The 21,868-nt window shown below is 61.7% G+C and carries 12 protein-coding genes; 1 reads left to right on the top strand and 11 read right to left on the bottom strand.

From position 1 onward, the window contains the following. Positions 1-806 precede the first annotated feature (806 nt). From IPM84_04715 to IPM84_04665, 11 genes are all read right to left on the bottom strand, one after another. Complete coding sequence (locus tag IPM84_04715; GenBank protein ID MBK9092073.1) at positions 807-1,550, bottom strand: hypothetical protein; 744 nt, start codon at positions 1,548-1,550, stop codon at positions 807-809. Continuing rightward, complete coding sequence (locus IPM84_04710; GenBank protein ID MBK9092072.1) at positions 1,507-3,009, bottom strand: Ig-like domain-containing protein; 1,503 nt, start codon at positions 3,007-3,009, stop codon at positions 1,507-1,509. The genes IPM84_04715 and IPM84_04710 overlap by 44 nt, the downstream gene beginning before the upstream one ends. After that, positions 2,909-6,229: an Ig-like domain-containing protein gene (locus IPM84_04705; GenBank protein ID MBK9092071.1), complete on the bottom strand. Its 3,321-nt coding sequence runs from the start codon at positions 6,227-6,229 to the stop codon at positions 2,909-2,911. The genes IPM84_04710 and IPM84_04705 overlap by 101 nt, the downstream gene beginning before the upstream one ends. Positions 6,230-6,254: 25 nt before the next feature. Beyond that, entirely contained in the window at positions 6,255-6,401 is a 147-nt protein-coding gene (locus IPM84_04700) for a hypothetical protein (GenBank protein MBK9092070.1), read from the bottom strand. A 13-nt stretch (positions 6,402-6,414) separates the two neighbouring features. Continuing rightward, positions 6,415-6,939, bottom strand: a complete 525-nt coding sequence (locus IPM84_04695; GenBank protein ID MBK9092069.1) for a hypothetical protein — start codon at positions 6,937-6,939, stop codon at positions 6,415-6,417. Between the two features lie 428 nt (positions 6,940-7,367). Then, positions 7,368-7,934 carry a hypothetical protein gene (locus IPM84_04690; GenBank protein MBK9092068.1) on the bottom strand — a complete coding sequence of 189 codons (567 nt, stop codon included), beginning with the start codon at positions 7,932-7,934 and terminating at the stop codon, positions 7,368-7,370. A 467-nt stretch (positions 7,935-8,401) separates the two neighbouring features. Next, positions 8,402-11,800, bottom strand: coding sequence for a hypothetical protein (locus IPM84_04685; GenBank protein ID MBK9092067.1), 3,399 nt, complete (start codon positions 11,798-11,800; stop codon positions 8,402-8,404). Positions 11,801-11,815: 15 nt separating this feature from the next. Next, a complete protein-coding gene (locus IPM84_04680) occupies positions 11,816-15,199 on the bottom strand; it encodes a CHAT domain-containing protein (GenBank protein ID MBK9092066.1) in 3,384 nt (1,127 codons plus the stop codon). Between the two features lie 110 nt (positions 15,200-15,309). Then, complete coding sequence (locus IPM84_04675; protein ID MBK9092065.1) at positions 15,310-15,657, bottom strand: hypothetical protein; 348 nt, start codon at positions 15,655-15,657, stop codon at positions 15,310-15,312. Beyond that, positions 15,552-18,089 (bottom strand): hypothetical protein, encoded by a 2,538-nt coding sequence (locus IPM84_04670; GenBank protein MBK9092064.1) that lies wholly within the window; start codon positions 18,087-18,089, stop codon positions 15,552-15,554. Before IPM84_04670 ends, IPM84_04675 begins: the two co-directional genes overlap by 106 nt. 379 nt (positions 18,090-18,468) lie before the next feature. Then, positions 18,469-18,855, bottom strand: a complete 387-nt coding sequence (locus IPM84_04665; protein MBK9092063.1) for a hypothetical protein — start codon at positions 18,853-18,855, stop codon at positions 18,469-18,471. A gap of 321 nt (positions 18,856-19,176) precedes the next feature. Here IPM84_04665 and IPM84_04660 point away from each other — a divergent pair, with 321 nt between their 5' ends. Further along, positions 19,177-21,822 (top strand): helix-turn-helix domain-containing protein, encoded by a 2,646-nt coding sequence (locus IPM84_04660; GenBank protein ID MBK9092062.1) that lies wholly within the window; start codon positions 19,177-19,179, stop codon positions 21,820-21,822. Positions 21,823-21,868 lie beyond the last annotated feature (46 nt).

Here is a 21,868-nt window from a genome sequence, read left to right as displayed (position 1 = left end):
TGTTGTTGAAGATCATGTCGATACGCGACGTGCCTGCACCTGCCGACTTCGTGACAGTGCCGGCGTTGTTGAACGTAGGTCGCTGGCCGCCGTTGTAGACAAGCGCCTGGTCATTCTGAATGTCGAAGGTGACGCCCGGCAGCACGTTGATCACGGCGCCGGTGCTTGTCCCGATGGGATTGGCGCCCGACCACGTCGCGCCAGACGCAATGTCCAGGGTGCGCCTGTCCAGGTACTTGACCTGGCCGTCGAGGGTCAGTGGGCCATTGGCCACCGTCCGCCCGCTGCCGCTCATGGTTCCACCGCTCCAACTCAACGCTCCGTTCACCGTCACCGTGGCCGCTCCGTCCAACGTGCCATTGCTTTGGACGAACGTTGGCAAGGTAACGCCCGCGGGGGTGTTGAAGATCAGGTTGCCACTGCTGAGGGTGACGGGACCCGTGGCGGTGTACGCACCGGCGAAGGTCGCCGTGCCGCCGTTGACCGTGACGGAACCCGCGCCGGAGAATGCGCCGTTCACCGTGACTGTGCCGCTGGAGAAACGAACTGCGCCGGCATTGGCGACGGTGGCGGTCGCCGCGAAGGTATACGTGTCTACGCTGAAGTTCAGCGTTGCCCCGCCTGCACCTGGAAAGGACCGGAACTGCTGCCGCCGCCGTTGATCTGGAAGGTGCCGGCCCGGAGGTTGAGCGTGCCGGTGTTGTTGAAGATCATGTCGATACGCGATGCCTGCACCTGCCGACTTCGTGACGGTGCCGGCGTTGTTGAACGTAGGTCGCTGGCCGCCGTTGTAGACAAGCGCCTGGTCATTCTGAATGTCGAAGGTGACGCCCGGCAGCACGTTGATCACGGCGCCGGTGCTTGTCCCGATGGGATTGGCGCCCGACCACGTCGCGCCAGACGCAATGTCCAGGGTGCGCCTGTCCAGGTACTTGACCTGGCCGTCGAGGGTCAGCGGGCCATTGGGCCACCGTCCGCCCGCTGCCGCTCATGGTTCCACCGCTCCAACTCAACGCTCCGTTCACCGTCACCGTGGCCGCTCCGTCCAACGTGCCATTGCTTTGGGTGAACGTTGGCAAGCTGACACCGTTGGGGGCGTTGAAGATCAGGTTGCCACTGCTGAGGGTGACGGGACCCGTGGCGGTGTACGCACCGGCGAAGGTCGCCGTGCCGCCGTTGACCGTGACGGAACCCGCGCCGGAGAATGCGCCGTTCACCGTGACTGTGCCGCTGGAGAAACGAACTGCGCCGGCATTGGCGACGGTGGCGGTCGCCGCGAAGGTATACGTGTCTACGCTGAAGTTCAGCGTTGCCCCCGCCTGCACCTGGAAAGGACCGGAACTGCTGCCGCCGCTGTTGATCTGGAAGGTGCCGGCCCGGAGGTTGAGCGTGCCGGTGTTGTTGAAGATCATGTCGATACGCGACGTGCCTGCACCTGCCGACTCCGTGACAGTGCCGGCGTTGTTGAACGTAGGTCGCTGGCCGCCGTTGTAGACAAGCGCCTGGTCATTCTGAATGTCGAAGGTGACGCCCGGCAGCACGTTGATCACGGCGCCGGTGCTTGTCCCGATGGGATTGGCGCCCGACCACGTCGCGCCAGACGCAATGTCCAGGGTGCGCCTGTCCAGGTACTTGACCTGGCCGTCGAGGGTCAGTGGGCCATTGGGCCACCGTCCGCCCGCTGCCGCTCATGGTTCCACCGCTCCAACTCAACGCTCCGTTCACCGTCACCGTGGCCGCTCCGTCCAACGTGCCATTGCTTTGGACGAACCTGGCGTTGATCGTCGATTGGTCGGCAATGCTGAGCGTGCCGCCGGTCAGGCGGATCGGCTCCTGGCTCTGCAAGCTGAAGATGCTAGTAGTGCCCGAAGCGTGGGTCACCGTCACCGTGCCGGCCACGTCAATGATCACGATGTCGTTGGGCCCGGGCAATGCGTTGATGCTCCAGTTCAGCGGGTCGCTCCATGCCGTACCATTGCCGCCGCCATCCCAGTAGACGGGGATGGCGACGTCAAACGACCAAACTCGGCTTGCTGTCAGGGGATTGCCGGCGAGGTCGGTGATACCGGTCGTCAAGATAGCGCGATACCGTTCGGAACCCAGCGGCGCACTGAAGGTCAGGAATGCCGTTCTCGTGTCAGAGTTGAACGAGAGAACACCACCGGTCACTGGGACGTCGTCCGCTGTACCTGGCTGCCCATCCGGGCCGGCTGAGAACAACTGGAAGGTGTTAGCGGTCAGGGTGGCTGGATCGATGGGCTCGCTGAAGGTGGCTGAAAGTGTTGTGACCGTGTTCAAGCCAAAACGGCTGCCATCTGGTGGCGAGGTACGCGTCGCTTGCGGTGGGGTGGCGTCTACGGTCAAGGTGACGGTCGTGATGCTTGTCTCGGCGATATTGCCGCCGGTATCGCTGGCGCGAGCCCGCAGCGTAAAACTCGGCTGTTGGGCGATCAGCGGGGTCACGAAGCGGTGCTCGAAGGGGAAGTTGCCGTCGGCGACCTGTCGCACGCCGTCGACGTAGAATTCGACATTGCGCACCTGCACGTCGTCGTCGACGTTGGCCGACACGCGCATGATCTGGCCTTCCTCGGCCACACCCGGCGCGAAGTTGGTGGAAAGGCTGATCGTAGGCGCTGCGCCCTGGTTATCGTAAGCCAAGTAGTTGATGACCTGCAGGCCGGCCTGGCTGTCGGCCACGAAGGCCTGGCCATTGTAGATCGAAACCGCGGCCGCCAGGCCTGGCGTTGGAAACTCCGTGAGGAAGACGTTGGTCTGCGCCGGATCGCTGACGTCGTAGAGTGAAACGTTGTGCGGCCCATCGTTGGTGCTGTTGGGGCCGACGGCTGCCACACCCAGGCCAGAACCGCTGGCTACGATCTGTTTCCACCCAAACTGGTTCGTACCGCCATTAGCTATTATGACCGGATGAGCTGGGTCGTTCAGGTTGAAGGTGTTGTAGCCACGTGTATGCACCGCGTAAGCCACGTCTCCGCCGACAAACAGACGCAATCGCCGGCCTCCGGCGCCCACGTAGCCCGGGGGAGTTAGCCTCACCCATTGTTTGGAAAGTGCGCAGATCGACGGCGTAAAGCTTGCCGACAGTCAGCGCGTAAAGGTAATCTCCACCCAGGGCCACGTCCTGCACGGCACCCGGCACTGTTAGCGAAGCTAGCACTGCGCCGCTGTTCATATCGACGGCTACAACCCGGCCGGTGCTGGTACTGGCATAGACCAGGTTGCTGGCTGTTGCCACGGCGGTGACCGGGCCGCCCAGGTCGACCTGGTGTAGGATGGAGGCTGCCGGCGGGTCGGCAGTGTCGATGATCGCCAGGCCAGTGGCGCCGTCGGCCACGGCGATTCGGTTTGGTGCGCAGGCCACCGCGGTCGCGCTGCCCGGTGTGTCGACTTGGGCGATGATCGTGGGATCCATGCCGCTGAAGACATTGAACACCGAGACGCCGGCAGCCGAATCGGCCACAGCCGCGATGTCGTTGAGAGCGCAGACGTCCACGGCGGTGCCAGGGGTGTCGGCTGTGGCGATGATACCAGTGATGGCCGAAACGCCACTCAATGGGTCCTGGCCTTGCCGCACTTCGGCGCCGTCGGGCACGCCGTCACCGTCAGAGTCGGCTTGGAATAGCTCGGTACCCATGATGTATTCACCCACATCGTGAAGCCCGTCCCCATCTAGATCCCAACTGTTCGGATGCTTCAACCAAATTGTCGATAGCGTAGTCCGGGAGCCATTGAAACCTGTCGTGAAGTCAAGTGTGCCGTAGCGCAATGATGCAGCCTGCAACACATCCAAGGTGTAATTGGTGTTCGGCGCCAGGATCAGGTTGTCAAAGGCAATGCCCTGGCGGCCGGTGATGCCCCGGCGCACAACTTCGCCCGTGTCTCGATTCGTGACACTGTAGTAATGCAATCCTGTCTCCAATTGCATGGGCGCAGAATCAGGGCTACAGGCTGACTTGTCTACGCCCAAGGCCACGCCGTTGATGCCTGCCAGTGAATCCAGTGTGCACTCCAACTCTGCCCCGCCAGAAACGCGGCTGGAGATGATATCTAGTCCGATATGTTCATCATCACCCGCACCAACCTGGCAGTGCCCGTCGTCGGGTGGTGTACATTCACATGCGTCGTTCTGTGCGTCTCGATAAGCATCTGTACCACCATTGCTAACAGCCGCGTGGTACGCGTATGCCAGAACGACGCATTCGCCATAGGATATCGGCTGCGGTAATGGTAGAGCTAAGTAACACTGGCAAGCTGCCAGCATGTTCGACAAGAACTCAGAGTCGGTGTTGCCTTTGGGTTGGTTGCAAGTTGAATATCCGATGTCATGGCCTTTGCAGGCGTCGAAGAAGGAGGCCTGCCAAGCAAAGCCAGTACAAGCCGGATTACCGAGGGAACCGGGATTCACGACAAGCATGGGATTGTCCGGGACTGCGTAGTCCCAACCGTCGGGGCCGCAACCGTTAAAATGCTCGTTAGGATCCCAGCCGGGCCTTGGCTCACAAGTCTCACCCCCTGCGCCGCCATTATCATTACCACAAGGCGGGGGGCCGCCGTCGCCTAGCGGACCTCCGTCGGCAGACGAGCCGGGTTGGGTACCGTGCCAGCCTGGCTGAAGGATACCATAGCCAGAGTCGGTACAAACCAATGTGCCGTCCGCACTGACGGTCATGGAACCAGCGATGGTCCAGTCACCGATATCATGACTGAAGCTCCACAGAGCGCTCTTGGAGCCCGGTGGCAACGGCTGTCCGCTGATTGGGTCAGGCAGGTTGGGGAAGCAGATCGGTACCGGCAGGTCGAAGTTCTCCGGAGCATCCGTCTGGACCGTAATGACAATCGGGAAATTCAGGTCTGGCGGCAGCGGGCTTGGCAGGCGATCCGGCGGCACAGGGGCTATGCCCACTTGGCCGCCTCGCGTGCCGTTATTGGCGAAGAGGTTGTTGGCCGGGACGACGATCTCTATGCCGGCGAACTCGGGATGCTGCGCCAACACCGACGGCGCAAAGGTGATCGTGACCGGCTGCGTGGCGCTGACGTTTTGCAGCGTGCCCTGCGGCACCAGTGGCAGATAGATGTCGCCGATGTTCGAGCTCTGGCCGGGCACGGACTGCCATTCCTTGCCGACGTAGGGATAATAGCTGCCTGGGGGGATCGGATTCGTGGCCTCGCGACCGTCGATGTGCACGAAGAAGCTGCCGGCAGGCGCAGGATCGAGGCAGAAGTTGCCCTGGTTGTCGGTGAAGGCATCCATGGCGCCGTTGCTGCCGTCGACGGTGATCCGGGCGCCTTCCAGCGGAACGTTGATCGACCCGCCACCTGGTACAGGCTCTAATTCTGACGCAAAGACGCGGCCACAAACCACAGTGCCGGGGATGGTGGTCAGAGTCAGCGTATCGAAATCGATGATGCCTGTGCCGCCGAGCACGCCGTCGCCGTCCACGTCGATGGCGTAGCCCTGCGCGTCAGCCAAGGCGTCACCGTTGATCGTCACGCGCACGCGGGCGCTGGCCGGCAGCACCTGGTCGTAAAAAATCGTCACCGTCTTTTCGTCGGCCGACAGGTACAGGCGTCGCGCGATCGACTGGCCGCCGAATTGCACGGCAAAGTTGGACTCGACCACGCCGGCTGGGTCCAGCGGCGCGCTGAAGCGCAGGATCGTCTCCCGCAGCACACCCACGCCGGTCTCGCCGTTCATGGGACTGCTCTCCACCAGGCGCGTGAAAGAACGCCCCCAAGCCCCGGTCACCAGGCTGATGTCGAGCATGTCGATGGCGCTGTCGTGGTTGAGGTCGAGCGCCGATCGGCAACTAGGCGTGCCGGGCGCGAGCATCCAGCAGGCGGCGACCTGCTGGACATCGTCGACATCCACCTGGCCGTCACCAGACACGTCCGGGTTGATGGGGGTCAGCGGCGCAGCGGCCAGGCCGGTCAACACAAAACCCTGGACCATCCACTCCGGCACGAGAGAGCGCCAATTGCGCAGGTCATGGGGTGACGGACGCATGACGGGCCACATCAGGATCGCCGACAGGATCGGAATCAGCGCGATCAGCATGAGGCCAATGCGCTTCGACGGCGAACGTCGCGCCGAGGGTCGGAGCGACGCAACCTTGGGCAGGCGCAGGGCCAGGAAGAGGATCAGCAGGCTTGCGACCAAGATGCCGGCGATGATCCATTGTGCAAGAGGACGTGTGACAGGTAGATGATCCATGGTATCCTCCAGGACGGGAGAGACGCTATTGGTCCCGCTCTTGGTATTGGGGCAGGCGCGGGGTGCGCAACGCTGCCAGTAGCGCGATGATCGCAGCTACCAGCAGAAAGATGATGACGACAACGCCCAGCGGACCCTGTTCGCCGGCGTGGAGTAGGGTCGAGTAGAGCATAGCGATTTCCTCGTCAAGCTGTGGGTGCCGCCACGGTTGGCCGGTGTAAGAATGGACGCCAGGGCTGGAACCCCAGGTAGGCCATTAGAATGGCGATGGTGACTACAGCATTGAACCAAAAGTGCAGTTCCAGGATGGGAAACAATCGGCCAAGGATGCCGGGCGTTGGGATCGGCACGTGCTGGAGATACTGACTCACGCGCACCACGTGCTCCAATGTGTGGTACCCCTGAAAGATGAGCACAAAATACAGCATCGTCACGGCCAGATCGCTGTGGCGCCACATGCCAGGGTTGCGACGATAGACGACCACCACAGCTATCAGGGCGACCAGGAGCGCCGTATTGTAGATCAGATGGACCCACTCCAGGTCGAACCATGCGCCCAACAGCCCAGGCGCGCGATTGAGATGTAGGACATAGCGCTGCACCATCTGCGCCACGTGCTCAGACGCGTGAAAGGTCTGAATGAGCAACACAGCAGACAACGTCACAAAGCCCAGTAAGGCGGGGTTGCCGCTGGGAGAATGCTTGAACATGGTGTGTATCTCCTGTCGATCTGATATCAAGCAAGTAAACAACGGAACTCTCGATTGGAAGCCCATGACCGATACAAAGGTGATACAGATTATCACCGTACGGCTTGAGTCGGGAGTCGTCAACTGCAGCGGCTGGTTAGGCGCCAGTCCCGCGGGTCGGCTTGAGGCCCGAGTGGAAACTTCCGCCAACGGCGGTACGCGTGCCTGTCCCCAGATAACGTTGTCTTTTGCCGCCTCTGCGCGTGGTCAATTGGCGAAGGTGGAGTAGGGAACCGCGCCTGAAAGCTTGCGGCATTTCCGTTAGACAGATCGATGGGTTGGTGAATGACGACATGGTCACAACCCACCGTAAGACAAACGTGCTAGACATGAGCCTTTTGTCTTTTCGCGCAGGCGTTCTCAGTCAACATAGGGCGCGCGTGCTGCCGTCACACGGTCTTGACGAATTTGCCCTTGGCGGTATCCCACGCCACCTGGTTGACGTGCGTGCTGATGGCGGACGGGAGTGTCTCGAAGGCGCGGCGCATATCATCTTCGGTCTCCAGTTGCAGGGTCATTGGCTTCTGCCCGCGCAACTGCAGAATCCAACGCCCCAGGTGCCGACCGTGACCACCAAGCGCAGGAGCGGCCTGCAGGCTGGAACTCTCGAGGTCCGAAATAAACGCGCGGAAGTTATGCTTCCCCGCGGCCAGGAGCGCGCTCGGCGGCTGCATGTCGAGGTCTCTGATCTTGGCCTCGAGTTTCGCTTGTGCTCTGCGTTGGAAGGGAGCATAAATCAACATGCCCAGCAGGCCGAATTGGACGGCGATTGCCTGCCCAAAACTTTGGCCGCCAATCTGGATGAAGAAGGCCTCGCCCTGATCGAAAAACACACGGTACAACCGATCAGAAGAGAGCGCAGAGATCTGTCTACCATTGAAAGCGTTCATATGTCCTCCATTGTCCTCCATTGTCCTCCATTGTCCTCCATTGTCCTCCATACACTGCTGCGCCATTTTGGAGACGGCGCCTAACGTGCTACAGGTTCTGGAACTTACCCGATGATGGCTGCGCTAAGTAAACCCCAAAGGCGCCCGCGTGTCAAGCCCCTGACCGATATAAAACCGATACAAGTATGGTAACTGCTAACCCGGCGCGCCAGTTTGGACAGGATTGACAGGATGAACAGGATTCTCGCCTTGCGGTGCGCACGACAATCGGCATAAAGGGCCAAAAATCCTGTGAATCCTGCCTATCCTGGGTAGCCTGCGCAGTCACGATTTTGTCACCAGAATTCACATTTGTGCAGCGTCTTTGTTCCATCTATGAACAGGTCAATCAACGTCTCTTGCTCATCGAGGGCGACAACGACAAACGCCGCGCCGACTAGCAGCAGCCTCCGCAGGGACGCTCTGCACTCGTTGCAGCGACCTTTTGCGCTGCTCCGCAGCGCAAGAGGTCGCCCGGAGGCTGCATAGTCACCTTACTTCTTCAACAACGGCAGATACGTCCATCTTACCAAAAGTGGGCCAGGTCGGTAATTGGGATCCAAGGGTTCTGGCGTGGTCCTCGGCGGTTGCGCGGCCGCAATCATCGTTCGGATGAACTCATCCCATGCGGTATCGGCGGCAAAGGTGAGCTCAGTGGCGTTATAGTAATCGAACAGCCATTCGTTTCGGCCTAGCGGCAAGTAGATGGACAGGCCATGTGCCTCCTCCAAGTCCCAGTATGCGCCGTTGTAAAACCCGCTGGCATGGCGTTCGTGCATCATGAGCTGCGCGCTGATGGCGTCCATGACGCCTTGTGCGGCGGCTTGCACCGTGTCGCTCGGAACGTTCTGCTTGACCAACCGTGCAAAGTCATAGGCATCAACGTAGCCATCGGTATCCGTCAGCCTTAAGTCCACGTTAGAGTCAAACCGCTGCGAGGAGACAAAACTCGTCATGATCTGGTAGCGGTAGGCGCCCACGGCCTCGTTTAGGGCGCGTGCCAGGACATCTACCGCGTGGGCCACCGACCCCATGGCATCCAGATTGTAGGCCGCCATAGTGCGTGGATAGCCGACCAACGATTCGTGGTATTGATCCACCATGCGAATCGCCAACTCCCTGGGCTGCATGTCGGCCGTCATCGCCGTCAGGTAGTTGGCATAAGGGTAGCTGGAGAAGGTTTCGTTCTCAGAAGCAATCAGGTAGTTCACAAAGGAGCGGATTGGGTAGAGGTTTTCTGCCATACTCATCAGGCAGGCGTCGAAGAAGACCAGGTCTATCGGCCGTCGGGCGCCATTATTGTTGGTGATGACGCCCAGTGCATTGGCGAGACTCGTGGTAGACAGGTAGGCGCCGCCGCTGGAGTCATCGAAGCTCATGCCGCCGTGGATCCAGTTTTGCGGGCCAGGCGGAATACTGGGTGACCAGCCGTTGCCGTGATCTACCAGGGCCAAAAAGGTATAGGTGCTGCTGTAAGTCGCGCGGGCGTCAGTCACGAAGTTGACCAAGGTCTGTGGGTCGCCCATGTTTCGTTCGCCGAGCGGCCACCGATTGACATTATCCGTGTAGGTTGCAAGCACGTAGGGGTCAGTATCCGGCTGCACCAGGTAGCGGACCGTGTCGCCGACCTGGCTACGATCCCACAACGCCAAGATTCGGATACAAGGATTGTCGGCGGCGTCTTCCAACTTGTTGAACAACTCGAACGTCATGAAATCCAGGTTGTTATCGCCGTTGAGATAGATCAACACGGTCCACACGGGGGCGCTGCAAGGAATTGGCATGATGGTGGGGGTAGGCGTTGGTGTGCGGGTGGGGGTATCCGTAGCAGTCGGTGTATGAGTCGGCGTTGGCGTGATGGTGGGAGTTGACGTTGTGGCTATGGGTGTCGGCGCCGAGCTGACGATGGTCTGCCAGACGCCGCTGTCGCGTGTGCCAGCGAACAGGATGGGCGGCGAGGCAAGCCCCCAGGCCAAGACGCGAATGTCCACGGCTTCCAGGCCATCGTTGTATTCCGTCCACGAGCTTCCACCATCGGTCGAGCGGAGGACGCCGCGCCACCGGGTGCCAATATAGAGGGTGTGATCGGCTGCATAATCTAGCGAAAAGGCCACCGTCCGCACGGGTACCCCCATGTTGTTATCGGCTTGTGCCCAGGTTTCCCCGCCATCGGTAGACTTGAACAACGCATCATAGGTGACTGCAAACAGGGAGTGGTCAGCGCTGTAGCCTGGTGAAATCGCCAGGCTATCCACGCTGCGAGTCCCCAGCCCCGTGTTTGACGATTGCCACGAAGCGCCGCCATCGGTGGACCTGGCCACACCGCCGGTATGCATAGCGGCGAAGAGGGTGCGCGGCGCGACAGCGTCCGGCACGAAGGCCAACGCATTGATCTCCAGGTCGGCCAAGCCGTTGTTGGCCTGTGCCCAGGAGCCTCCGCCGTCGGTAGAGCGATAGACGCCCCCACAACAACTTCCGGCAAACAGGGTATGATCGGAGGCGAAATCAGGGGAGATCGCCAAAGCAGGCACAGCAAGCGCCCCCAATCCGGTTCTGTGCCAGGTGTCAGCCCCGTCGGTGGACCGGAATACACCCTGCGATGCCATGCCGGCGAAGAGGGTGTGATCGGTGGTGAACGCGGGTGAAAGGCCCAGGGCTTGGACGGATTGACTCTCAAGCCCTGCGGTGGTCACTTGCCAGGAAATGCCGCGGTCACTCGATCGAAAGGCTCTTCCGTCTTGCGTGGATGCAAAAACGATCCCATCGGCGGCGAAGTCCGGCGAAGCCGCCAACTGCTGCACCGCCACGTTAGTGATGCCGTTGTAGGCCGGGTTCCAGAACGCGCCTCCCGTGACCGACTTGTAGACGCCGACGCCGTAGTAAAACCCGGCAAACGCTGTCGCATCGCTTTCATAAGCAGGCGAAAGCGCCAAGGAGGCCACGGCGCGCCCCGACAGATTGCTTCCGACGGCGCTCCACGACCCGCCGCCATCCGTGGACTTGAACAGGCCGTTCCACTGCGTGCCTGCATAGATCGTCTGGTCGGTTGCGTAGCGGGGTGAGATCGCCAACTCGCTGACCAAAGTCGTCGGTAATCCAGTGTTGCTCGGCTGCCACGAAACACCGCCGTCGGTAGATCGGAAACCGCCATACCAGGTACCCACGAACACGCGGCGATCTGCGGTGAAGTTCGGCGAGATGGCCAGGCTTTGTACCGTCAGATCGGTCAGTCCATTGTTGGCGGCGTGCCAGGTGCTGCCCCCATCGGTGGACTGAAAAAGCCCCCCGTTAAAGGTGCCGGCATAGAGGGTGGCATCCACGGCATAGTCAGGTGAAATCGCCAGGGCAGTCACCCAGGGATCGGTCAGGCCATTCACAACGGCGTTCCAAGATGCGCCGCCGTTAGTAGACTTGAAGGCGCCGCCCTGATTCGTGCCTGCGAACAGCGTCTGATCGTTGGCGTAGTCAGGGGAGAGCGCGATCGCCTCGATGCACCAATCAGTGATGCCGGCGTCGCTTTCAGCCCAGGTGTCGCCGCCGTTCGTGGACTTGAAAACCACGGCCCCCGTGCCGGCGAAGATCGTCTGGTCGCTGGCATAGTTCGGCGAAATCGCCAGCGATCTGACCTCGTGCGCCCACAGGCCGGTGTTAATCTCGCGCCAGGAACCGCCGCCGTCCGTAGAACGAAAGACGCCGGCCCCGTCTGTGCCGGCGAAGATCGTGGCATCGTTGGCGAAAGCCGGAGAGAGGGCCAGCGCTTGTACATCGCCGCCATACATTCCTTGATGCCCGGGGGTCCAGCGGCCCATGCCCGATTCAAGTGTAGGGGCTGACGCAGCCGTAGCAGCAGCCAGCAGCAGGACAATCAAACTCAAGAGTGCTTGCCTAGACATAGTGCCTCCCAAAAATCAACTTACCCATTTCGCTAAGAGCGCCTGCGCTGTGTCAAGCGCTGATCGGTTCTCGGTCTGCTCCGCCAATTTGACTGCCTCGGTCAGGCAGTCCTTTGCCAAGGCGGCATGACCCAGAAACGCGTGAGCCTGGCCCAAGAGAACGAGGATTGCTGGCCGATATTCCTTCTCGCCCACAGCCTCGCTCTCACGCAGCGCCCGATTGAGCATCATCAACGCATCCTCGTGCTGCCCGCGATCGAGGTTTAGTTCGCCCAGGTTCGAGCAACTCGCGACAAGGCCAAGAACGTTGCCGAGATCCCCGAACGTTTGCAGCGCGACCTGGTAATGAATAGCGGCCGCGTCGAGTCGCCCTAAAACATGCAGTGCAACCCCCAGGTTGAGGCTCGCGCCGGCGATGCCCGACTGCTGCCCTGCGGCCTGGAAGTGCTGCAAGGCCCCCTCGTGATATTTGATTGCTTCTTCGTAATTGCCCAAGTTGCGTTGAGCAACGCCCATGTGATCGTAATCCTCATAGGCTCGATAGGTGAGTCCAAGCTCGCTATGGATGCTGTAAGCAAGTCGGTGCTGCTCATACGCATCCGCGAAGCATCCCAAACCGTAGAGCGCGCTGCCAAGGTTCCTGTGCAAACCGGCTGCGTCAATACGGCTTTCAACATCGGCCTCGCGTGCAATGAGCGCCAGGGCGCGCTTGCATCGCGCAGCGGCCTCACGGTTATTCCCCAAGCGATACAGTGTCAAGGCAGACTCGGCCAGAAGGCGCGCCAGTTCGCGTTCGCCATCCGGCGTCGTCAGCAGAGCGATTCCTGCCTCGCAGGCAGCCAATGCGCGCGGGTAGTCGTTCAGCAGCCTGGCGCATTTGCCGATCAACCGGCGCAGTTGCGCCTGCGTCAAGGCGTCTTGTGTAGCCGTGGTCAGCCTTGCATAGCCCAAATCCGTCAGGTATTGCACGTAGGGCATGCCAGCAGGCGCCTGACCAAGGGTTTGGCGGCTCAGCATGATTAGCAGGTCTTGCGCGCCCCATCGTTCCAGGTAATCAGGCAACGCATGATCGAATAACACAGCCGCTGCTTTGGCGATCTCTCCGGCTTCGATGGCGTGATAGTGCGCCTCCACCAGTGACGTCACATCGGTCAGGCTCTGCCATCTGGCCTGCAGCGGGAGCCGCAAGGAACGGTAGTGGTCGTAGGCGGCCAGATGGGCCGCGCGATGGGCTTCAGGATATACTTCCACTTCCAGCAACTCCTTTGCCAATGGGTGCAAACGGTAGAAGCGAGTGACGCCTGCCACGTGGCCGTTGAGCAATGACCGATCAACCAGGCTGCGCACGACCGGGAGACCCACTTGGGGGCCGCCGGCCAGGGTAACCAGGAACGCCACCGGCTGCGGCCGGCGATAGACAAAGAAAAGCGTCAGGAATGCCTGTTCAGCGGGGCGTAGCCGACCGAACAGGCGTCGCGCAAACGAGGCAATGCTGCCATGCCATAGACCAGCATCTGCCAGAAGCTCGGTCAAGCCCCAAGTCTGCGCCTCGCTTGCCAACAGACGCAACGCCAGAGGATGCCCGCCAAGGTCCGCGACGACCCGCGTCAGCATTCCCCGTGCGTCTTCCTGCAGACCAGACTCCTGCAACAGCGAAACGCCTTCAGGTACGCCCAGGCCGGCCAGCTCAAGAGACGACTTGTCCAGACCAGCGCCCAAGGCTCGACTATCGCGGAATTTCGGCGGCACACGGCTGGTTGCGATCAGGCTGGCCGAGTGCTGGCGCGCCAGCAGCGTTTGAAAGAAATTCTCCACGCCCGCGTCACGAAAATGACCATCGTCGTCCAGGAGGCTTTCCAGATTATCAAACACGAGCCACAAGGGAGGCAGTTGGAACAGGCGGCCGGTCAGGCGTAACAGATCATCTTGGCCCGGCAGTCGTTGATCCGTGCGATAGGCCAACAGCGCAGGCCAGTTCAGATAGGCCGCGAACTTAGCCAGCAGGCTGTCCAATGTCGCATCTGGTTCCGTGCAAAAGTCCAGCCATAGCGGCGGCGGCAGTTCGGCGGGGGCCATTTCCAGCAGAGCGCGCACGAGGGTTGTCTTGCCGATGCCGCCAATGCCGGTGACCAGCGTTGCCCGGTGTGCGCGCACGTGTCGCAGCAAGTCAGCCAACTCGTTGCGCCGGTTGGCCAACGTCTGTGTGCGCAGCTCGGTGGGCAGATCGGGCAACGCTGAGGCGTTGTAGACAGCCTGGATGGCGGGTGTTCCGATGTCAGATGGCGAGTCGCCGGCATTGAAGATCCGGCCATCGGCCGATCGCAGGTAAAGCACGGGTGAGGAGAAGCCTGCATCATTGGGAAACTTGAGATGACAGGCGTTGCGCGCCAGCGTTGCCGCGGCATCTACCTGCCCGGCCCATGTGCCTACTGTCAGGCGCCGATAGAAGGTCTCCGCGAACTGCAGTGCCATATCGTCGCGCACGACATCCTGCATGGCGACGACCGCGGGAATACCGGCTCTCAAGATGGCCGGCGCCATGCCGATAAAACCGTGGCCGCTGCGCCGCCCCTCAACAGCCGCGCCCTTGCATGCGTTCAAGACAACCAGCTTGATGGTTGCATGATTGCCAAGCAGCGACTGCATCTGAACCTCATCCACCCATTCCTCATCGTACCGTGCATCGGCAGGGGCCACGGCCGCGTTGAAACGAAGCAGGCCCCGCGATGTGGTGTCTATGTCCCTCTCGAAGCACCCGTGACCAATGAAATGCAAAATATGATAGCTAGACGCCGATAGCGCATCATCCAATCGCTGGATGGAAACTCGGCCCGTGAGCAGATCGTAGGGCAGCCGAGCATTCTCCAGAGCCAGGGTGATAGTCCGCTCTTCCTCGTCTGTAGCCAGCCCTGAGCCATGCGGAATGACGATGAGCGCTTTTAGCCCCCCCAGCACGGCCAGCGACTTCATGCTGCCGTAGTTCAGGCTCAGAAGCTGCCGGGTCACCAACGTCTTGACCTGCGTCGCCAGGTAAGTGTCGTTCCAGGCCAGTAATTCCCACGGCAGCGTGGCGATCTCGGGAGCAGTTTCGTCGAAGTCGAGCCGTAGGCGCAGCGCAGCTCCTTCGACCGGTTCGATTCGTTGCCTGTAGACGCCCAGAAAAAGCTCGCGTACCTGACCACTAAACAATGTGTCGAAGAGTGTATTACCGATCTCGCGCAGCAACGCCTGATCGGATGCGCTCATCCGCTCGAGCTGCACCCTGAACTCAACCGCTGTTAACCTGGCCCAATCCAGCGAACCGCTGGCCAGACCACTGCCAGGCGCCTGTGCGGTTACCCGGTAGGACCCTGGGGCGTTCTTGATGACGCGGAGGTCGAAATCAATGACAAGAGACATGGCGCGCCTCGCGACAAAAGGGTTTTCTGCACCAATGGCAACAAATGCTCACCCGCACCTGCTCGGGCGCAAGTGCGGGCCGTCAATCACGGCAGTCTTTGCGTCGTTTGTTAGTGGATCGAATTCATGCTACCCCCGGCAATCGGAACCGTCTGGTTCGGGCTCCCATCGTTGAAGTGGAACGGATACGACATGGGCAGAAGCTGCATATCCTGCGCAAAGTTGCGCCAGCCGCCCGCATAATACTGGATAGCAGACCCGCTGTCAGAATGCACCAGTCCCGTCTGGAAGGTGACGGTGGGACTGGTCGCGGTGTTTTGACCGCCCTTCTCCTGGCGGGCAAACGCGTAGCTCATGCTGAAGCTGTAGGTGAGCGGGAGCAGCTCTTTGCTGGCCTGCCCGCCCGCGGTCGCGCCGAAGGTGCGCCAGCCGCCCGCGTAGTACTGCACTGTGCCCACGCCCGCCCGTCCGGCATCAGGTTGCCCGCGCTGTCGCGCAGCTCCACGGTGACGTGCGCCGTCTGGAAGGTGACGGTGGGACTGGCCGCGGTGTTTTGACCGCCCTTCTCCTGGCGGGCAAACGCGTAGCTCATGCTGAAGCTGTAGGTGAGCGGCAGCAGCTCTTTGCTGGCCTGCCCGCCCGCGGTCGCGCCGAAGTCACGCCAGCCGCCCGCGTAGTACTGCACTGTGCCCGTGCCCGCACCATCTGGCATCAGATTACCGGCGCTGTCGCGCAGCTCCACGGTGACGTGCGCGGTCTGGAAGGTGACGGTGGGACTGGTCGCGATGTTTTGGCCGCCCTTCTCCTGGCGGGCAAACGCGTAGCTCATGCTGAAGCTGTAGGTGAGCGGCAGCAGCTCCCTGCTGGCCTGCCCACCCGCAGTGGTGCCGAAGGTGCGCCAGCCGCCCGCGTAGTACTGCACCGTGCCCGTGTCATCCGGCATCAGGTTGCCCGCGCTGTCGCGCAGCTCCGCGGTGACGTGCGCCGTCTGGAAGGTGACGGTGGGGCTGGCCGCGGTGTTTTGGCCGCCCTTCTCCTGGCGGGCAAACGCGTAGCTCATGCTGAAGCTGTAGGTGAGCGGCAGCAGCTCTTTGCTGGCCTGCCCACCCGCGGTCGCGCCGAAGGTGCGCCAGCCGCCCGCGTAGTACTGCACCGTCCCCGTGTCATCCGGCATCAGGTTGCCCGCGCTGTCGCGCAGTTCCACGGTGACGTGCGCGGTCTGGAAGGTGACGGTGGGACTGGTCGCGGTGTTTTGACCGCCCTTCTCCTGGCGGGCAAACGCGTAGCTCATGCTGAAGCTGTAGGTGAGCGGCAGCAATTCTTTGCTGGCCTGCCCACCCGCAGTGGTGCCGAAGGTGCGCCAGCCGCCCGCGTAATACTGCACCGTGCCCGCGCCCGCACCATCCGGCATGAGGTTGCCCGCGCTGTCGCGCAGCTCCACGGTGACGTGCGCGGTCTGGAAGGTGACGGTGGGACTGGTCGCGGTGTTTTGACCGCCCTTCTCTTGACGGGCAAAGGCGTAGTTCATGCTGAAGCTGTAGGTGAGCGGCAGCAGCTCTTTGCTGGCCTGCCCGCCCGCGGTCGCGCCGAAGTCACGCCAGCCGCCCGCGTAGTACTGCACCGTCCCCGTGTCATCCGGCATCAGGTTGCCCGCGCTGTCGCGCAGCTCCACGGTGACGTTCGCCGTCTGGAAGGTGACGATCGGGTTGCTGGTCACGTTCTGGGCCATGTCCTTGGATGCGTGGGCGTAAGTCATGCGGAAGGTGAGGTTTCCCCTGGTCGTGGGGATACCGGTGACCAGGGTGCCACTCGCATCGGTGCTGCCGGGGATGGTCTGCCAGCCAGCGTCGTAATACTGCGCCGACGCGCCGGCCAGGCCGTGCCCCTGGCTGTCTAGCAGCTTGACGATCACACCCTGCGGGGGAGGCGGGTTTTCCGTCGGCCACGCAGGCAGTCCGGACAGGTAGGACGCGTTGTAGCGATGAATGGCGAATCCGCCAAAGCTGATGTGCCCGCCAAAGTGCGTGGCGACCAGTTGCGCTTCGCTGTTCAGCGCGGCTTGTCCCTCTTCGTAGAAGGTCACTTTTTCCGGGCCGCACTCGCTGGGCGCGCAGTTCGCTGTCTCAAGCCCCACCAGAATGAGGTTGGGTCTGAGCAGCGTGTCCGCATAGGCGATCTCATCCTGGTCGAGGCAGATGAGGCCGTCGCCTTCCGCGCAGGCCGCTGTCCCTGCGAAATCCCGGTAGCCCATGACCACGATGTGGTCGAGGTTGAGATCGGCGATGTGCTGATACACCGGCTTGACTGACCCTCCCACCGGGAACGCCACCGCCGTGTCCCAGAAGAAGCGGATGGCGGTCGCGAGCTGCAGGTTGCCGGGCAGGAAGGCGCGGGTGCATTGGTAGAGCGTCAGGAGGCTCTGGTAGGCAGCCTCGCTCTGCGGCTCCGGAGGCTCCACATCGAGGATCACGCCGTCGAACTGAGCCGTGGGATTGGCGGTGTCGTAGGCAACAACTTCGGCCATGCGCTGCAAAGGCCAGGACGATGGGCTGCACCCGATCGCCGGCCAATCGGTATTTCCATACGCCGCCCAGACGGCAAGGCCGTGGAGGTGAGCCTTGCCGATCAGGTCCGCGATGTCGCTGTCCTGGTACATTCTGCGTCCCGCGCTGTTGAGGGCAGAGCGGTAGACGCTGAGATAGAGATCTGTCACCCCGCTCGCGGCGCTGCGCTGGACAAGGGTATCCCGCGCGGCCGGCGTGCTGACCTCATCGGAGAAGATCCAGAGCGCATGCACGCTGGCCTCGGCACTGACTGGGAGATGGCTCGCGAGGCCGACGCTCCCGAGAACGACCACAGCCACGAGCATAAACACCATTGAACGCTTCATACTAAAACCTCCTTGCGGAACGCAGACGCGGCATCTGCCGTTCGTACGGCAGATGTTGGTAGGGACAATCTCAGGGGCTGCGCTAAGTAAACCCCAAAGGCGCCCGCGTGTCAAGCCCCTGACCGATACAAAAGCGATACAAGTATGGTAACTGCTAACCCCGCGCGCCAAGCTTGGACAGGATTGACAGGATGAACAGGATTCTCGCCTTGCGGTGCGTAAAACCATCGGTACAGGGGGCCAAATAGGGCGATGGTTGAAGATCGCCACGCTCACGGCGCGGGTAGGCTGAAATAGGAAGGGGCCGCCTGCATGGGCAAGCAACCCCTCGATCCGTGTCGGCATTTCCTACCCTCGATGGAAAAAGTTCATCGCCCAGCTAGTGGACATGAAACACGCAACTGATCTCAGCGGCGCCGTTTGGCAGCACGATGGCGACATACGCGTCTGAGAACAGGGTATCCTCTGCGTATTGAGTGACACAGGGGATCTTGGTTTCCTGGTAGCTCAACTTGACCGGAAACCGGGGGAGGACTGCGCCGGGCGGCAACACGCCAACGCAATCCACCTGGATGATATTGACGGCCGGATCGGTGATCTGCACCTTCGATTGCGTTGTTAGCTGCGGTTGTGCGGCGCCATCGGGCAGCAGGCATGGCCGGCCCATGGTCACCACGTAGAATGGCGCCGATGGTTTGGCGCTGACCGCCATCGCGGTCACGCTGAACACAACGATCAACAACGAGACAATGAACATCTTTTTCATACGGTGACTCCTTCGTGTGCGTGTGTCTTTTCAATAATCCGGGGTAGGGGCATGGCCTTGCGCCTGCCCGCGTGGGCGACCGCAAGTGGGCGACCGCAAGGGTGCGCCCCTACAAATTGAGGGTAGGGGCATGGCCTTGCGCCTGCCCGCGTGGGCGACCGCAAGGGTGCGCCCCTACAAATTGCGTCGGCCAGTGACTCTATTAAGCCACTGCCGTGTCCCGGATGACAGCCCTGACCGATAGTCAAACCGATACAGATGTGATACAATCACGGCGACTGACTATCGGTGGCTGTGCGAACCATGCGAATAGGTGACTCGATGATCTCGACTCAGACCTTTGGACAGTGGCTCAAACAACGGCGCAAGGCGCTGGGCCTGACGCAGAAAGACCTCGCGCAGCAGGTCGGCTGCGCTGAGGTGACGCTGCGCAAGATCGAGGCGGGCGACTCTCACCCCTCCGCGACGTTGGCCGCGTCCCTGGCCAGGGCCGTGGGCGCGGCGGACACGGATCTGCCGGCAATCGTGGGAGTTGCGGTCGGCGCGGGCGGCGCGCAATCGTCGGCAAGTCATTGGCGCATGCCGAGCCGTCCCCACAACCTGCCGCTTCAGCTCACGCCGCTGCTCGGCCGCGACCACGACATCGCCGCGCTGCGCAAGCGGCTGCGCGCCGGCGAACGGCTGATCACCCTGCTGGGGCCGCCCGGCGTGGGCAAGACGCGCCTGGCGCAGGCCGTGGCCGAGGAGGTGCTTGAAGAGTTCGAGGATGGCGCCTTCTTCGTGCGCCTGGCGCCGGTGTCCGATCCCGACCTGGTGGCCGCGGCCATCGCCCAGGCCCTGGAACTACAGATGAGCGGCTCGAACTCAGCGGCCTTGCAGTTGCGCGCGTACCTGGAGGAGAAGCACCTGCTGCTGGTGCTGGACAACTTCGAGCAGATCATCGAGGCCGCGCCGCTGGTGGATGACCTGCTGCGCCGCTGCGCCTGGCTGCACGTGCTGGTGACCAGCCGCCAGCCCTTGCGCGTACGCGGCGAGCGCCAGGCGCCGGTGCGTCCGCTGGCCCTGCCCGCTGAACTCCCCGGCGCCAGCCAGCCCACCGCCAGCGATGTCCTGCGCTATTCCGCGGTGGCCCTCTTCGCGGAACGCGCCGGGATGGTGCAGCCCGACTTTGCCGTCACCGATGGCAACGCCGCGGCCGTCGCGGAGCTGTGCCGCCGGCTGGATGGCCTGCCGCTGGCCATCGAGCTGGTCGCCGCACGCGTCAGGCTGTTGTCGCCGGCCGAGCTGCTGGCGCGGCTGCATGGGCCGTGGCTGCTCTCGATGGACGGTCTGCGCGACGTGTCGCCGCGGCAGAAGACGCTGCGTAACGCGATCGGTTGGAGCTACGGCCTGCTGACCCCGACCGAGCAGACCCTCTTCACGCGCCTGGCCGTCTTCGTCGGCGGCTGCACGCTGGCCGCAGCAGAGCTGCTGTGCGGCGCTGACGCCGCGCTCTCCCCGTCGCTCCCGTTCTCCCTCTCGCCCCCGCAGGTTCTCGACGGTATCGCCTCGCTTCTGGACAAGAGCCTGCTGCACCGCCAGGCCGGAATCCACGGCGCGCCGCGCTACGTGATGCTGGAGACGGTGAGAGAGTATGGATCAGAACGATTGGCCGCTAGTGGCGAAGAGGAGGCCCTACAGGAACGGCACGCGAGGTGGTGTGTGCGCATTCTAGAGAATGCCAACAGCAATGACCTCAACCCAAGACTTTTGCAGCAGAATCGTATCATCGACGACGAGATCCACAACATACGGGCTAGCCTTGCCTGGGCTGTGGACCGCGACGTTCAAACCGCTCTGTTGTTGACTGCATACCTGGCATATTGGTTTTTCCGGCGAGGTCCATATGAGGAAGGACTTCGTTTGGTCGACAAAGTTCTGGCTTTGCCCGGCGCCTCAGCTCGCACGATTCCCCGGGCAAAGGCTTTGTCAGAAGCAGCTCAGTTGATGCTTAACAGCGGCGAACTCCGTTATGCCCGGGCATTCCTGGACGAATGCCTAGCCCTTAGCCAGGAACTGAAATATGTCAAGGGTGAAGCTGACGCTCTGGTCACCCTAGGGCGCATGGCGATTTGGTGGCTGCAGGATCAGAATGCAGCAAACCGATATCTGAAGAGAGCTCTGGCCCGTTACAGGGAGATCAACCACCCAGGAGGCATGTCGATGGCCCTGAACATTCTAACGAAAATCGCCCTGTTTCGAGGGGAATTCGATCGGGCGCAAGCGCTAGGTGAAGAGAGTTATGCCATTGCACAGCAAGCAGGCCTGCAATTTACATGGCCACTAGACCGGTTGGGCGAAATCGCCTACGCGACCGGCGACTTGGTGCGCGCACGATCGCTCTTCGAGCAGAGTCTGACGATGGAACGACAAGGTGGCGACAGTGACATTAGCCAGGAAACGATCATTGGCATGGTCCTCACCACTATTCGCCAGGACGATTTTGAAGCCGCTGACAAATTCCTGAATGATTGGCTGCCCCTTGCCAAGAGATTTGGCAACGACAGAGACCCCAACCTGTGCGGCTGTTTTCTGTACCTGGCAACGCTTGCTCAGAAAAAGGGAGACTATGATGCCGCAATCCGCTGGTATCGAGCGAGCCTGCCCGGCATTCCAGTCGACAGAGACGAATGGAGTTCTTGGGGTATCGGCCTGGCTGGCTTGGCAATGGCACAGGACCGCCTCGATCTAGCTGCCAGGTTGTTGAGCGCAACCGAAGCTGCAGATATCGAAACCAATCGCATGTGGCCGATCTACCAAAACGACTGCGCTCGACTGGTGAGTGAGGTCCAGAGCAAGCTCAGTGCAGAGCGCTTCGACGCCGCGTGGGCGGAAGGCCGGGTAGCCCCATTTGAGCAGGTCGTAGAAGAGGCGGTCTCGATCCTGGAGGCAACGCTGGCCGTGAGGGGCCAACTTGCGCCTACCTGACAAACTTGTGAACGTGGGGGTCGCTGCTCAGCCTTCCCCATTTCAA

Origin of the sequence: Candidatus Amarolinea dominans, assembly GCA_016719785.1 — a bacterium.
Lineage (GTDB): Bacteria > Chloroflexota > Anaerolineae > SSC4 > Amarolineaceae > Amarolinea > Amarolinea dominans.
The sequence above is the reverse complement of the archived record's forward strand: the minus strand, read 5'-3'. Positions and strand labels throughout refer to the sequence as shown.

What these genes read in the sequence shown, in the direction of transcription:
- IPM84_04705 (MBK9092071.1), bottom strand. Translation starts at nt 6,229, where the DNA reads ATGGATCATCTACCTGTCACACGTCCTCTTGCACAATGGATCATCGCC.
- IPM84_04700 (MBK9092070.1), bottom strand. Translation starts at nt 6,401, where the DNA reads ATGCTCTACTCGACCCTACTCCACGCCGGCGAACAGGGTCCGCTGGGC.
- IPM84_04695 (MBK9092069.1), bottom strand. Translation starts at nt 6,939, where the DNA reads ATGTTCAAGCATTCTCCCAGCGGCAACCCCGCCTTACTGGGCTTTGTG.
- IPM84_04690 (MBK9092068.1), bottom strand. Translation starts at nt 7,934, where the DNA reads ATGGCGCAGCAGTGTATGGAGGACAATGGAGGACAATGGAGGACAATG.
- IPM84_04685 (MBK9092067.1), bottom strand. Translation starts at nt 11,800, where the DNA reads ATGTCTAGGCAAGCACTCTTGAGTTTGATTGTCCTGCTGCTGGCTGCT.
- IPM84_04680 (MBK9092066.1), bottom strand. Translation starts at nt 15,199, where the DNA reads ATGTCTCTTGTCATTGATTTCGACCTCCGCGTCATCAAGAACGCCCCA.
- IPM84_04670 (MBK9092064.1), bottom strand. Translation starts at nt 18,089, where the DNA reads ATGAAGCGTTCAATGGTGTTTATGCTCGTGGCTGTGGTCGTTCTCGGG.
- IPM84_04665 (MBK9092063.1), bottom strand. Translation starts at nt 18,855, where the DNA reads ATGAAAAAGATGTTCATTGTCTCGTTGTTGATCGTTGTGTTCAGCGTG.
- IPM84_04660 (MBK9092062.1), top strand. Translation starts at nt 19,177, where the DNA reads ATGATCTCGACTCAGACCTTTGGACAGTGGCTCAAACAACGGCGCAAG.